Genomic DNA, 14,940 nt, shown 5'->3' on the forward strand with positions numbered 1-14,940 from the left:
TTCTTGTTTTCACGCAGCAAAGGCTAGAAAACAGAAAATATTGCCGCTAATCATCCACAATTCTTGCGTTTGGCACAATAAAAAGTATGGATTTCTTGCGATTATTTCTATGGTTCGGTGGTTATATCGCCAGTTCTAAATAAGTAAAAAGCCTCCGCTTTCGCGAAGGCTTTGATTATGGCTAGAGTATGATTGCGATTATGGCAGTTTTACGGCTGACAAATCTTCGCTTGGGCTGATGGCTTTCATCTCACCCGCAACGATTTCAGCTAGAGGGCCAAGGATAACTTGTAAGTTATTCTCACCCAATTTCACTACGCCTTTCGCGCCAAGTTTCTTCAGAACCACTTCGTCAGCAACAGAACGATCTTTCAGAGTCAGACGTAGACGAGTGATACAAGCATCAATAGAAGTCAGGTTTTCATGACCACCCAGTGCTTTCAAGTATTGACGAGCTAGATCGCCTTTCACTGCATCGCCTGAGTCAGTCTCAGTTGCAACTTCTTCATCTTCACGACCTGGTGATTTCAGATTGAATGCACGAATCGCGAAAGAGAAAGTGAAGAAGTACAGAGCAAAGAATGCCAGACCAATGATGAACAGTGTAACTGGTTTGGTTGCTAGACCCCAGTTCAGCAGGAAGTCAATCAGACCTGCAGAGAAACCGAAACCGTGCAGTGTGCCAAACATGTTAGCAACAACCAATGACAGACCAGTGAACACAGCGTGCATTGCATACAGAGCAGGAGCTAAGAATACAAACATGAACTCTAGAGGTTCTGTAATACCTGTTAGGAATGAACAGAATGCTACAGAGAACAGAGCACCACCCACTTGGCTACGACGCTCAACTGGAGCGGCTAGGTACATAGCAAGTGCAGCACCTGGTAGACCAAACATCATTACTGGGAAGAAGCCGTTCATGAATACCCCAGCGCTCTTATCGCCACCGAAGAAACGGTGTAGGTCGCCAGATTTAACCACTTCAGTCACTTCTTTAATCACAGCTGTGATTTCAGGTGTTACGGCATTTTTAAACGCAAAAGTATGTTCTTGACCAACCACTAGAGTTTTCGCTAGAGCTGGATCCACACACAGTTTCTCGAGTGCAGGCAGAGCTTGGCCAGCCGCTTGAGCACCAGAAACTAGGATCTCTTGGCAAGTACCCATACCGAACCAGAAGTAAGAGTTCAGAACATGGTGCAGACCAACAGGGATCAGCGCGCGGTTAAGAGTACCGTAAACAAATTGACCAAGAGCGCCAGAAGTTGATACTGCATGAGCCAGAGCGTCTAAACCACCTTGAATTGAAGGCCAAACCACACCAGAAATAGCACCAGCAACCAGAGCAAACAAGCCAGCCATGATTGGCACTAAACGCTTACCAGCAAAGAACGCTAGCCATTCTGGCAGACGAGTAGTGTGGAATGCATTGTATGCGTGACCTGCAATGATACCCGCGAAGATACCACCAAAGAATGACATGTTGATTGAAGCATCAATCGTTTTTGCTGTTGCAGTCAGAACAAAGTAAGCCACTGCGCCCGCAAGGCCAGCAGCGCCCGATCCATCTTTAGATAGACCGATAGCAATACCGAGACCAAACAATAGTGGCAGTTGGCTAAAGATTGCATCGCCCGCTGCTGCCATGAATGGAATGCCTAACAGGTCAGGTTGACCCAAACGAAGTAAGAGCGCCGCAACGGGTAACGTCGCGATAGGCAGCATCAATGCTTTACCTAACTTTTGCGCATATCCAAGAATATTCACCTTAAGTTCCCCCTATAGGATTTTTGTATAATATTAGGAGACTTTTTTTAGTCGCCCAATTTAGTCCTGGTCAGTTTATGACATTAATTTTGCTCCGCAAATTAAAACCTCATCATTTGTGATCCTAATCACCAGAGCTATCAAGAACGAAAGGATTTTGCTAGCCAGATCATAAAACTTATTTTATGATGTAAAAAAACATTATTTAAGCGCTAATATCACAGCGTTTGTTGGTCAGACAGTCGCCGTGTTACACTATTAAGCAGAGTATTTTTAGCTTAAAGCATTGGTTTGAGCACCACTCAATGTGGATTGACCAAAACTTATTTTTAACCGCAGTTTCTGTGGTCTTTTGCACAATAGATAATTCGCGACCTGATTGAAGTTAAGCCGCAAAGTGAAGCCACCCTACGCTTGGGTTGTAACCTTGTTTGAGTCGCTAAAATGAATCAAAAAATATCGACAAGAGGATTAGCTGATTATGTATGCGCTAACTAACTGCAAGATCTTTACTGGCAATGATGTGCTAGTAAAACACGCGGTCATCATTAATGGTGAAACAATTGACGCGGTTTGCCCTGAGGAAATGTTGCCATCAGGTATTAAGATGGTCGACCTCAATGGCGCTAATCTCAGCCCTGGCTTTATCGATTTACAACTGAACGGTTGTGGCGGAGTCATGTTTAACGATGAAATTACCGCAGAAACCATCGACATCATGCACAAAGCTAACTTAAAATCTGGTTGCACAAGCTTCCTTCCAACGCTTATCACATCATCAGATGAAAATATGCGTCAAGCGATTGATGCTGCGCGTGAATACCAAAGCCAATACCCAAATCAATCACTCGGTTTGCATCTTGAAGGCCCTTATCTCAATGTAATGAAAAAAGGGATCCACAGCGTTGACTTCATCCGCCCTTCCGATGACGAGATGATTGAAACTATGTGCGCTAATCGCGACGTAATTGCAAAGGTGACTCTCGCTCCAGAAAACAACAAACCTGAACATATTGAAAAATTGGTTAAAGCAGGGATTGTCGTTTCAATTGGCCATACCAATGCAACTTATGCTGAAGCGCGTCAAAGCTTTGAATCCGGTATCACTTTTGCTACTCATTTATTTAATGCGATGACACCAATGGTCGGCCGTGAACCGGGCGTGGTGGGGGCAATTTATGATACTCCAGATGTCTATGCAGGCATCATTGCTGATGGCTTCCATGTCGATTACGCGAACATCCGAATTGCACATAAAATTAAAGGCGAAAAACTCGTATTAGTGACCGATGCCACAGCTCCTGCAGGCGCTGATATGGATTACTTTATTTTTGTCGGTAAGAAAGTATATTACCGAGATGGCAAATGTGTTGATGAAAATGGCACGCTTGGCGGTTCAGCCCTAACAATGATCGAAGCAGTTCAAAATACGGTTGAGCATGTCGGTATCGCTTTAGATGAAGCTCTGCGAATGGCTACTCTGTATCCAGCCAAAGCAATCGGTGTTGATGAAAAATTAGGTCGTATCAAAAAAGGTATGATCGCCAACCTGACTGTTTTTGATCGTGACTTCAACGTAAAAGCGACGGTAGTTAACGGACAATACGAGCAGAATTGATAATGAATGGCGGACAGATTGGTAACGTAGATTTAGTTAAACAGCTAAACAGTGCGGCGGTTTACCGCTTAATTGACCAACAAGGCCCAATCAGTCGGATTCAAGTCGCTGACGTAAGCCAACTGGCCCCAGCCAGTGTTACCAAGATTACCCGCCAGCTCCTTGAACGCGGCCTCATCAAAGAGGTCGCCCAACAAGCCTCTACTGGTGGTCGGAGGGCGATTTCATTGACCACCGAAGTCAAACCTTTCCATTCTATTGCGGTTCGCATTGGACGTGATTACATCCAACTAAGCCTTTATGATTTAGGCGGAAACTCCTTAATCGATGAGCATCATGAGTTTCACTACAACACTCAAGATGTGTTGATGTCGAGCCTGATAAAACAAATCAAACAGTTTATTCAGCAACACACTCCAATCATTGATCAATTAATTGCCATTGGTGTTGCCCTTCCAGGTTTAGTGAATCCTGAGACTGGTGTGGTTGAATACATGCCGAATGTGGTAATCAATGAATTGCCGCTCGGTGAAACCATTCGTGAAGAATTCCACGTTGAATGCTTTGTCGGTAACGATGTGCGAGGAATTGCTCTTGCTGAACACTACTTTGGTGCTAGCCAAGATTGCCAAGATTCGATTCTTGTCAGTGTGCATCGAGGCACGGGGGCTGGGATCATTGTTAACGGACAAGTATTTTTAGGCTATAACCGTAACGTCGGTGAAATTGGCCACATCCAAATCGATCCATTAGGCGAACAGTGTCAATGTGGAAACTTTGGCTGTTTGGAAACGGTAGCAACAAACCCCGCCATTATTTCACGAGTGAAAAAGCTTATTGCCCAAGGATATGAATCATCGCTATCAAACTTAGACACCATCACAATTGATGATGTTTGTGAACATGCTAATGCTGGTGATGAGCTTGCCAAACAAGCCTTAGTGCGAGTGGGCAATCAGTTAGGTAAGGCTATCGCTATCACGGTTAACCTGTTTAACCCACAAAAAATTGTGATTGCCGGACAAATTACTGCCGCGAAGGAGATTGTTTTTCCTGCTATTCAGCGCAATGTAGAAAATCAGTCGTTAAAAACTTTCCATCAACATTTGCCCATTGTCTCTTCGCAAGTCTACAAACAACCTACCATGGGGGCGTTTGCGATGATTAAGCGCGCGATGCTAAATGGGGTTCTGTTACAAAAATTGCTTGAAGACTAAGCATTTTCGCTAAGCTTAAGCAACTGATTGACCTATAATGACGGTGGCATTTTTATGCCACCGTTTTTTATTATTAAATTAAGAACATAGCTCATGGATTTGATTCTTCTCTCAGCCGCATTTATCGCGGGTTTTATCGCGTTAAAGTGCCATTTACCGCCACTGGTTGGTTTTTTGATTGCTGGTTTTGCACTAAATGCTTATGGATTTAGCAGTAATGACACCATTTCTCTGCTCGCAGATCTTGGGGTCACACTTCTTCTGTTCACTATCGGTCTAAAGCTCGAAGTCAAAACATTACTCGCAAAAGAAATCTGGGCAGGTTCGACAATACATAACGTACTGTCTACTGCACTCTTTACTATTTTACTTCTTATTTTCAAGCAACTAGGCCTTGATAGCTTAGCTGAACTTACTTTTGATAAACTCATTTTGATCAGCTTTGCTCTTTCTTTCTCTAGCACTGTCTTTGCAGTGAAATCGCTTCAAGAAAAGGGGGAAATGAATGCTACCTATGGCACATTGGCTATCGGCATTCTGGTCATGCAAGATATTTTTGCCGTTGTATTTCTAACTGCTTCGACAGGGAAACTGCCTGAGTGGTATGCCATCAGCCTATTTTTATTGCCCTTACTACGTCCGCTGTTTTATGAATTACTAGATTGGGTTGGCCATGGCGAAATGCTCGTTCTATTTGGTATTTTCTTCGCTCTTGTCGTGGGTGCGGGTTCATTTCAATTAGTCGGCATGAAACCTGATTTAGGAGCCTTAATCTTAGGTATGATGCTCGCGAGCCACAAAAAAGCCTCCGAACTTTCCAAGGCCTTGTTTAATCTAAAAGAGCTGTTCTTGGTTTGCTTCTTTCTTAACATCGGGCTCTCGGCACAACCAACGACGACAGGGATCATGTTGGCTCTATTGTTACTGCTTTTGTTGCCGATCAAAGGCGCACTCTATTTCTGGGTGATCCATCAGTTCCATTTTCGGGTTCGTACGTCTTTGCTCGCCTCACTGTCACTATTTAACTTCAGTGAGTTTGGCCTCATTGTTGGGGGGCTTGCATTTAAAATGGGCTGGATCAACAGTGATATTTTAGTCGCTCTGGCAGTTTCAGTACCGCTTTCATTTATTCTTGCGGCCCCCATTGAGCGTAAAGGCCATGCTATCTACCAACGCTCGGCGAAATGGTTAAAAGAACAAGCTGCAGAGTCACTTCATACACGAGATCGTTTGATTGACCCTGGAGAGGCTCAAGTGTTGATTTTAGGGATGGGCCGAATTGGGCGCGGAGCTTACGAAGAGTTAAGAGCACGACATGGTGATATCTGCCTTGGCGTAGAAATCCGTGAAGATGCAGCACTAAGTCATCGTGAAGAGGGGCGCAATGTGATTTCTGGCGATGCAACTGACCCTGACTTTTGGGAGCGTATTTTTGATACAGGTAAAGTAAAACTCGTTCTTTTGGCCATGCCTCACCACCAGGCGAACCAAGTAGCTCTTGAACAATTGCAAAAACGCCAGTACCAAGGACAAATTGCAGCCATTGCAGAATATCCCGATCAGATAGACAGTTTACTTGAGCATGGTGCCCACGCTGCATTCAACATTTATAGTGAAGCAGGTACAGGTTTTGCCCGCCACGTGTGTGAACAACTAAAACCGAACTTTACAAGACGTTAAAAAATAGGGCGAATCTCGCCCTATTGCTTCTTTTCTCACCATTTTTTAAAAAACATCCACCAAAAGCAAATTTAAGGTGGAAATTATTTAATCAAAATCTTTTTATTCAAAATAAAACATAACAAAGGGTTGAAGTTTTTAATCAGAATGGCAAATTAAGTTCAACAGATTAAAAAACATTTAAAAGGATTTCATATGTGCTCTATCTTTGGCATCTTGGACATTAAAACCGATGCTGCAACGCTAAGACCCGTTGCTCTTGAAATGTCGAAAAAACTGCGTCATCGCGGCCCAGACTGGTCAGGTATTTACGCCTCTGACAAAGCCATTTTGGCTCATGAACGCCTCGCTATTGTTGGCCTCAACAGTGGTGCTCAACCCCTTTATAGCCCAGATCGCAAACTCATTCTTGCGGTGAATGGTGAAATCTACAACCACAAAGAAATTCGTGAGCGTTATAAAGATCAATATGAATTCCAAACCGATTCTGACTGTGAAGTGATCCTAGCACTGTACCGAGATAAAGGTACTGAGCTTCTTGAAGAGCTTAATGGTATTTTTGCTTTCGTCCTCTACGATGAAGAAAAGGATGAATATCTCATCGGACGCGATCATATTGGTATTATCCCTCTTTATCAGGGGCATGATGAACACGGTAACTTCTATATCGCTTCCGAAATGAAGGCTCTGGTTCCAGTATGCAAAACCTTGAGCGAGTTTCCTCCTGGCAGCTACTTCAGCTCGAAAGAACAAGCGGCAACACGCTACTATGTGCGTGATTGGAATAGTTTTGATGAAGTAAAAGATAACGTCAGCAGCAAAGAAGAGCTAACTCAAGCACTGGAAGCTGCAGTAAAACGCCAATTGATGACCGATGTACCTTATGGTGTATTGCTATCAGGTGGGTTGGATTCCTCCATTACTTCTGCGATTGCCAAACGTTTTGCAGCAATGCGTATTGAAGATGATGAAAAAACAGCGGCTTGGTGGCCACAGTTACATTCATTCGCGATCGGCTTAGAAGGCGCTCCTGATTTAAAAGCTGCCCGTGAAGTAGCGGAAAAAATCGGTACTGTGCACCATGAAATGACTTACACCATTCAAGAAGGGTTAGACGCGATTCGTGATGTGATTTACCACATCGAAACATATGACGTCACTACGATTCGAGCTTCAACACCCATGTTTTTGATGGGGCGTAAAATTAAAGCGATGGGCATCAAGATGGTTCTTTCCGGTGAGGGGGCTGACGAGATTTTTGGTGGCTACCTCTACTTCCATAAAGCGCCGAACGCAAAAGAATTTCACGAGGAAACCGTGCGCAAACTGCTAGCTTTAAACTTGTTCGACTGTGCTAGAGCCAACAAATCACTCGCAGCATGGGGCGTTGAAGGTCGAGTGCCTTTCCTAGATAAAGAGTTTATCGACGTTGCAATGCGCCTCAACCCTGCCGATAAAATGTGTGGCAACGGTAAGATGGAGAAACACATCCTGCGCGAATGTTTTGAGGACTATCTACCAGCATCGATTGCATGGCGTCAGAAAGAACAGTTCTCTGATGGGGTAGGATACGGTTGGATTGATACTCTCAAAGCCACAGCGGAAGCAAAAATCAGCGATCAGCAAATGGAAACCGCGAGATTCCGTTTCCCTTACAATACACCAACCACTAAAGAAGGTTATGTATATCGTGAGATATTTGAAGAACTCTTCCCTCTAGAATCAGCAGCACGCTGCGTACCAGGAGGACCTTCGGTGGCTTGCTCTTCCGCTAAAGCCATTGAATGGGACGAGTCCTTTAAAAACTGCATCGATCCATCTGGTCGCGCAGTCAAAGCTGTGCATAAACAAGCCTACTAACAATTCTATATTTTGCTCACAAAAGTAAAAAAGCCAGAGTTATCATGACTCTGGCTTTTTTATGAATACTTCACGATTCACCCATTCTTTTTAGCTCATTTCCCAATCGGTATTTTCAATGCTCATCGGCACTTGCTGGCTGATCATTTTTACCAGCATGATTGAACGTGTATCCCCATCTGGCTCTTGATAGATGGCTTCGATGCCCGCAAATGGCCCTCTGGCCACAAGAATGGTTTGTCCTTTCTCTGGTAATTGCTGAGCTAGATTCTTCATTTGCTCACAATCAAGCTGTTTGAGCTGATAAATGAGATCACCTTGCAGCTCTCTTGGGTGTGGCCCTAAACGGACAAAATCAACAACCCCCCGCGTTGAACGCACGGTTGTAAACGATGGACCGTGTTCAAAGTCAAAACGCACAAACATATAAGAAGGGAAAAGCGGTTCTTGAACCATTTGTCGCTTTCCACGTAGAATTTTTTCAACACAGACTTCCGGATAGAAGCATTCAACACTCTGATTTTCTAAGTGAATCTTCGCGCGCTGCTGTTCGCCACGCTTACAATAGAGTAAATACCAACGTTTCATTTATTATCTTTGCTGCTAGCCAAACTTTTTAGGCATGCTACCACACCCGATCAACAAAGAGAAAACCTCGCCCTCCCCTCGTTCATAGAAACCATGCCTAAACACAAGTGCATTTCTAAGCTTACTTTGCACAACATCTATATCGTATCGTTAAGCCACAACCGCCCAAAATCAATAACAAAAATCAAAACATTCAAATTGTTACATTCACTATAAGAATCAATAAGTCAGAGAGCCTAATTCTTTGCCGCAACACCTTTTTATGGAAAATTAGTTTTCGCAATAAAAAACACATTCAAACCAACCAAATTTTCATTAATTTTCATTAATTTACATTTACTTACACCTAAATAGCGCGAAACAAGTTATTGCTATGCATTTATTTTGACTGTATAGGTATCAGCCGAATAAAAAACTCTCATGGATGAGTTAAATAAAAATAATGTTTGATGGTTGTTTTCTGAACAACAGATTTCACTAATTGCACTACACAATGATACAGGAATGCTTATGTCCAACCTTAATATCTTCAAACAACCCAACGCGTTCTATTTGATCTTTTCGATTGAATTTTGGGAACGCTTTGGTTTCTACGGTATGCAAGCCATCCTGACCGTCTACATGGTCAAAATTATGGGAATGGATGAATCCGCCTCTTTCGTTCTTTTCGGCGCATTTTCTGCCTTAGTTTATGGATTTGTTGCAATCGGTGGTTGGATTGGCGATAAGGTGATTGGCACCAAGCGGGCAATTACCCTTGGCGCAATCGTCATGATGGTAGGGTATATTTTACTTGGGCTTTCCACAGCCAAACACCCATTAGTCGGACCCACTTTGATTTACGTCGCGATGGGTTTCATTACTGTCGGAAATGGCTTATTTAAAGCCAACCCATCAAGCTTGCTTGCAAAAATCTACCCTGAGAATGATCCACGCTTAGATGGTGCCTTTACCATGTACTACATGGCCATTAACTTAGGTTCATTTTTCTCGATGATCATTACACCGATCGTCGCAGTAAAAATGGGCTACGGCATGGCTTTTGGTGTCAGTGCCGTGGGGCTCGCCATTACTGTCGTCAACTTCCTATTCTGCCAACGCATGCTAAAGGGTACTGGCTCACCTGCCGACCTTGCACCCGTCAATAAACTGCACTTGGTTTTGGTCGCGGTAGGATCGGTTATTGCCAGCTTGGTATGCAGCTATTTATTGCAGAACCTGAGTCTTGCACACGGTATTTTAGTGCTCGCCGGCCTGTTTATTTTGGGTTGCTATTTTAAAGAAGCCTTCTCCATTTCTGGTATTGAACGTGCAAAAATGTTAGTGGCATTCATTCTTATGCTGCAAGGTGTGGTGTTTTTCGTACTCTATTTCCAGATGCCAACTTCACTTAATTTCTTCGCTATCAATAATGTTGAACATCATATCTTGGGTTTTGATGTTGCCCCTGAGCAATTCCAAGCTCTCAACCCATTTTGGATCATGATCGCGAGCCCAATCTTGGCAGCGGCCTATGGAAAACTGGGGGATAAATTAGCGATGCCCTTTAAATTCGCGATTGGCATGGCGTTATGTGCCCTCTCCTTCTTAGTTTTAAGTTGGGGAACACTCTTTGCCAACGAACAAGGTATCATCAGCTCAAATTGGTTGATCGCAAGTTATGCTTTCCAATCGATTGGTGAGCTTCTCGTTTCTGGCCTTGGTTTAGCGATGGTCGCACAACTTGTACCACAACGCATGATGGGCTTTGCGATGGGTATGTGGTTCCTTACCTCAGCATCAGCTGCAGTTATCGCCGGTTGGGTTGCAAGCCTAACGTCAACACCGGCTAATGTGGCCGGCGCCACCGAGTCGTTATTGGTTTATGGTGATGTGTTTGCCCAAATCGGCTATGTCACTGCAGCGATTGCTTTAGTTACCTTCATGATTGCACCCAAGCTAACTCGAATCTGTCGTGGCGAGACAGAGCAGTTAGAGCTAGCAACTCAATAATCTTTGAATAGTGTGTTTTAAAATTGAAAACAGCGCCCAATGGCGCTGTTTGTTTTTGCAAGCAACAAACCTCTAACCTATCACGCGCAAATACGGTTTGATGAGTGCCGCCATCAATGCTATGTGACTCGAACTATCATTCAAACAAGAGATGTAATGGAAAGCCTCTCCCCCATTGTGTAGAAAAATCTCTTGGTTCTGCTCTGCGATTTCTTCTAGCGTTTCTAAACAGTCCACTGAAAATGCAGGGCAAATGACATCGAGTTTTTTTACCCCTTTATTGGGTAGTGCTTCCATCGTCTTATCCGTGTAAGGCTGCAGCCACTCTTCTTTACCAAACTGAGATTGATAAGTCATCATCACTTGACCTTCTGGTAATCCTAAAGCCTCAGCAAGCAGACGAGTGGTAGTTTGGCAATGCTCGGGATAGATATCACCATTTTCTGCATAACGCTTAGGTATTCCATGATAAGAACAAAGCAACATCTCACCTTGCCCATTCTGCTGCCATGAAGCTCTTACACTGTCCGCAAGCGCTTCGATGTAGAGTGGATGATTATGATAGTCACGAATAAACTGCAATTCAGGCACAATAGGAAGATGACGTAGTGCTTTTGCTAATCCGTCAAATACTGCAGCCGTAGTCGTTGCCGAATACTGCGGATAAAGAGGCAGCACAACAATAGACTCCACGCCTTGTTGTTGCAATTTCTGCACACCATCAAGCAGGCTAGGCTTTCCATAAGTCATTCCTAGCTCCACAGGTAACTGTGTGATTTCCGATAATTTCTGACGTTGGCGTTCGGAATACACCATAAGTGGCGAGCCCTCTTCCATCCAAATCGATTGATACAATTTGGCAACTTTTGGAGAGCGTGTCGGTAAAATGATGCCATGTAATAGAGGGCACCAAAGCCAACGACTCATATCAACCACGCGTGGATCGTGAAGAAACTGGCTCAAAAAGGCTTTTACGGCTTCGGGGGTGGGCGCTTGAGGCGTACCTAAATTGGCCAGCAAAACGCCAAGTTTTTTATGATTATTCATGGCTTCCCTTAAAATGCATTCAACAAAGCGTATTACGTCGATTTCTGCCAAAAAGTTTATAAAAAAAGCGGCTTTAATGCCGCTTTATTTCACCTATCAATACAATCAACACATCAGGTTGATGATTACGCTAACGCTTTTGCGATATCTGCGCTCACTTCGCTGACTTGCTTAGTGCCATCAAACTTCAGATATTGAGTTTTGCCTGCAGCCGCTTCTTTACCGTAGTACTCAATAAGCGGAGCAGTTTGAGTGTGATAAACATTCAGACGAGCACGAACGGTCTCTTCTTTATCATCTTCACGGATAACTAGCTCTTCACCAGTTACATCGTCTTTACCTTCGACTTTAGGCGGATTGTAAACCACGTGATAAGTGCGACCAGATGGTAGATGAGCACGACGACCTGTCATACGCTCAACAATCACATCATCCGCTACGTCAAACTCAATCACGTAGTCAACATTGATACCCATTTCTTTCAGGCCATCAGCTTGTGGAATAGTGCGCGGGAAACCATCTAGTAGGAAACCTTTCTCACAGTCAGCCTGAGCAATACGCTCTTTGATAAGACCTAAAATAATGTCATCCGATACCAATTGTCCTGCATCGATTACTGCTTTCGCTTGCTTACCGAGTTCAGTACCCGCCTTGATGGCTGCACGCAGCATGTCACCCGTTGAAATTTGTGGAATACCAAATTTTTCCATGATGAATTGAGCTTGTGTGCCTTTACCTGCACCCGGAGCACCGAGAAGAATGATGCGCATGTTTTATCCTCATACTAATTGATTTTTATACCGAAGCTCACAGCGCTTGCAAAAACTCACGGTAAGTTTCGGTATAACAGACAGAACAGCCCGTGAAACGAGCTGGCGTGCAAAAATACACGCGTTAATGACCACATTCAAGTGCCGCATTCTATCACAGAAATCGTTTGGCATACCGTTCTAAGACTAAAGAATGTGCTTGAAAGGACTGGCTATACCAAACTTTCCCTCCATTATCACACTCCCGTAATCAGCCGAAGAAAAAGCCCGCCGAAGCGGGCTTAATGACCATAGTGACACGGCATAATTAATGTACGGGACCTAACAACAGATTCATCGCACTCAAAAATTGTGATGGATCTTCCATTGAGCCTCGTTCAGCGAGCATGGCTTGACCAAGCAACACCTCGACCCAACGGCCAAAAATCTGCTCATCCGCTTCATCGGCCATGCGCTTGACCAAAGCATGTTCTGGGTTAATTTCGAGGATGTATTTTACCTCTGGTACAGGTTGCCCTGCAGCCGCCAGTAGCTTGGCCATTTGCGTCCCCATTTCATCGTCATCGGTGACGACAACTGCAGGAGTGTTGGCCAATTTAAACGTAGTACGCACCTCTTTGACTCGGTCACCAAGGTAACCTTGCACTCGTTCAACCACTGATTTGAATTGTTCTTCAGCTTCTTTATGCTTCTCTTTTTCCGCCGCATCTTCGAATTGGCTAAGATCAAGCCCAGCTTTGGTGATCGATTGGAACGCTTTGCCATCAAACTCTGGCAGATAATTCATTAACCATTCATCGATGCGATCAAACATCAAAATCACTTCAATGCCTTTGGATTTAAACTGCTCTAAGTGAGGGCTGTTTTTCGCTGCGGTGTAGCTGTCCGCGGTGAGATAGTAAATCTTATCTTGCCCTTCTTTCATGCGTTCAACATAAGACGACAAACTGATGGCTTGTTCTGCTGAATCGACATGAGTTGACGCAAAGCGCAGCAAACCGGCAATTTTTTCACGATTCGCAAAGTCTTCCGCTGGGCCTTCTTTCATCACCAAGCCAAACTCTTTCCAGAATTTCTGGTAATTTTCAGCATCGCTACTCGCCATACGCTCAAGCATAGTCAACACACGCTTAGTACAAGCTTGACGCAGTGACTGCGTGATCTTGTTATCTTGCAGAATTTCACGAGATACGTTGAGAGGTAAATCGTTAGAATCAATCAAACCACGCACAAAACGCAGGTAGGACGGCATGAACTGTGCTGCATCATCCATAATAAACACGCGTTGCACATACAGTTTTAAACCATGCTTATGATCGCGGTTAAACAAGTCCCAAGGCGCTTTAGCAGGGATATACAGCAAGCTTGTATAGTCATTCTTACCTTCGACTTTGTTATGACTCCACACGAGTGGATCAGAAAAATCGTGTGATACATGCTTGTAGAACTCTTTATATTCCTCATCCGTCACGTCAGATTTAGAGCGCGTCCATAATGCTTGAGCTTTGTTGATTTGTTCCCACTTCATTTCTGCAGTGGCTTTGCCTTCCTCGTCCAACTCTGCCGTTTGGATATAAACCGGAATACCAATGTGATCCGAGTATTTAGAGATCACATCACGCAAACGCCATTCTGAAAGGAACTCTTTACCCTCTTCGCGAAGGTGTAAAATAATGTCAGTACCACGAGCCTCTTTATTGATGGTTTCAATGGTGTACTCACCCTCACCTTTCGAATACCACTGCACCGCCTCCGCAGGCGCAGAACCCGCCGCACGAGTACGAACCGTCACCGCATCGGCTACGATAAATGCCGAATAGAAACCCACACCAAATTGGCCAATCAATTGTGAGCTTTTTGACTGCTCTTGAGAAAGCTTTGAAAAGAATTCTGCCGTACCCGACTTCGCAATAGTACCGAGGTTTTCGATCACTTCGTCACGGCTCATACCAATGCCGTTATCCGAAATCGTCAGCGTATTGTTTTCTTGATCAAACGAGAGCTTGACCCCGAGTTCTGCATCACCCTGATAGAGATCAGGCTGAGAAAGTGCTTGAAAGCGCAATTTGTCGGCAGCATCGGATGCATTCGAAATTAACTCACGCAGGAAAATTTCTTTGTTGGAATACAAAGAGTGAATCATCAGGTGCAGCAGTTGTTTAACTTCAGATTGAAAACCACGCGTTTCTTTATTAGTGGTTGCTGTTTCGCTCATAATCGCTCCGTTTACTTCTGTTTCAAACTATTGATCCATCGAGATTCAATGGAATTACCTGGATGTGCAAGTGAGATATGGACAAAAAATGTAAATTCAAGGTCAAAACTCATAAAAACACTGTTTTTTGATTGAGATTGGATTATCCTAACCCGGCATTTTTATCAAAGAAGATAAAAAAAC

The 14,940-nt window shown here is 43.9% G+C and carries 10 protein-coding genes; 5 read left to right on the forward strand and 5 right to left on the reverse strand.

The genetic code is table 11. The annotated features are described in order from the left end of the window. Nucleotides 1–198: 198 nt before the first annotated feature. Nucleotides 199–1,770 carry an N-acetylglucosamine-specific PTS transporter subunit IIBC gene (gene nagE, locus EPB59_RS08140; RefSeq protein WP_055051654.1) on the reverse strand — a complete coding sequence of 524 codons (1,572 nt, stop codon included), beginning with the start codon at nt 1,768–1,770 and terminating at the stop codon, nt 199–201. Between the two features lie 481 nt (nt 1,771–2,251). Here nagE and nagA point away from each other — a divergent pair, with 481 nt between their 5' ends. The 4 genes from nagA (at nt 2,252) to asnB (ending at nt 8,145) form a co-directional block, all read left to right on the forward strand. Continuing rightward, entirely contained in the window at nt 2,252–3,388 is a 1,137-nt protein-coding gene (nagA, locus tag EPB59_RS08145; RefSeq protein ID WP_154172225.1) for an N-acetylglucosamine-6-phosphate deacetylase, read from the forward strand. Between the two features lie 2 nt (nt 3,389–3,390). Further along, a complete protein-coding gene (nagC, locus tag EPB59_RS08150; protein WP_154172227.1) occupies nt 3,391–4,605 on the forward strand; it encodes a DNA-binding transcriptional regulator NagC in 1,215 nt (404 codons plus the stop codon). Between the two features lie 93 nt (nt 4,606–4,698). Further along, nucleotides 4,699–6,285 carry a cation:proton antiporter family protein gene (locus tag EPB59_RS08155; RefSeq protein ID WP_154172229.1) on the forward strand — a complete coding sequence of 529 codons (1,587 nt, stop codon included), beginning with the start codon at nt 4,699–4,701 and terminating at the stop codon, nt 6,283–6,285. Between the two features lie 195 nt (nt 6,286–6,480). Then, nucleotides 6,481–8,145: an asparagine synthase B gene (gene asnB, locus EPB59_RS08160; RefSeq protein ID WP_055051650.1), complete on the forward strand. Its 1,665-nt coding sequence runs from the start codon at nt 6,481–6,483 to the stop codon at nt 8,143–8,145. Nucleotides 8,146–8,235: 90 nt separating this feature from the next. Here asnB and rfaH read toward each other — a convergent pair whose 3' ends face one another. Beyond that, nucleotides 8,236–8,733 carry a transcription/translation regulatory transformer protein RfaH gene (gene rfaH / locus EPB59_RS08165; RefSeq protein ID WP_154172231.1) on the reverse strand — a complete coding sequence of 166 codons (498 nt, stop codon included), beginning with the start codon at nt 8,731–8,733 and terminating at the stop codon, nt 8,236–8,238. 510 nt (nt 8,734–9,243) lie between these two features. Between rfaH and dtpA the strand changes: the two genes are divergently transcribed. Continuing rightward, nucleotides 9,244–10,725 carry a dipeptide/tripeptide permease DtpA gene (gene dtpA / locus EPB59_RS08170; protein ID WP_195706959.1) on the forward strand — a complete coding sequence of 494 codons (1,482 nt, stop codon included), beginning with the start codon at nt 9,244–9,246 and terminating at the stop codon, nt 10,723–10,725. Between the two features lie 72 nt (nt 10,726–10,797). On the opposite strand, the gene hemH is transcribed toward dtpA, so the two are convergent. From hemH to htpG, 3 genes are all read right to left on the reverse strand, one after another. Further along, nucleotides 10,798–11,772: a ferrochelatase gene (gene hemH / locus EPB59_RS08175; protein ID WP_154172235.1), complete on the reverse strand. Its 975-nt coding sequence runs from the start codon at nt 11,770–11,772 to the stop codon at nt 10,798–10,800. Between the two features lie 125 nt (nt 11,773–11,897). After that, complete coding sequence (adk, locus tag EPB59_RS08180) at nt 11,898–12,542, reverse strand: adenylate kinase (protein ID WP_154172237.1); 645 nt, start codon at nt 12,540–12,542, stop codon at nt 11,898–11,900. A gap of 307 nt (nt 12,543–12,849) precedes the next feature. Continuing rightward, nucleotides 12,850–14,757, reverse strand: a complete 1,908-nt coding sequence (gene htpG / locus EPB59_RS08185; RefSeq protein WP_154172239.1) for a molecular chaperone HtpG — start codon at nt 14,755–14,757, stop codon at nt 12,850–12,852. Between the last annotated feature and the right edge of the window lie 183 nt (nt 14,758–14,940).

The organism is Vibrio metoecus (assembly GCF_009665255.1).
Lineage (GTDB): Bacteria > Pseudomonadota > Gammaproteobacteria > Enterobacterales > Vibrionaceae > Vibrio > Vibrio metoecus_B.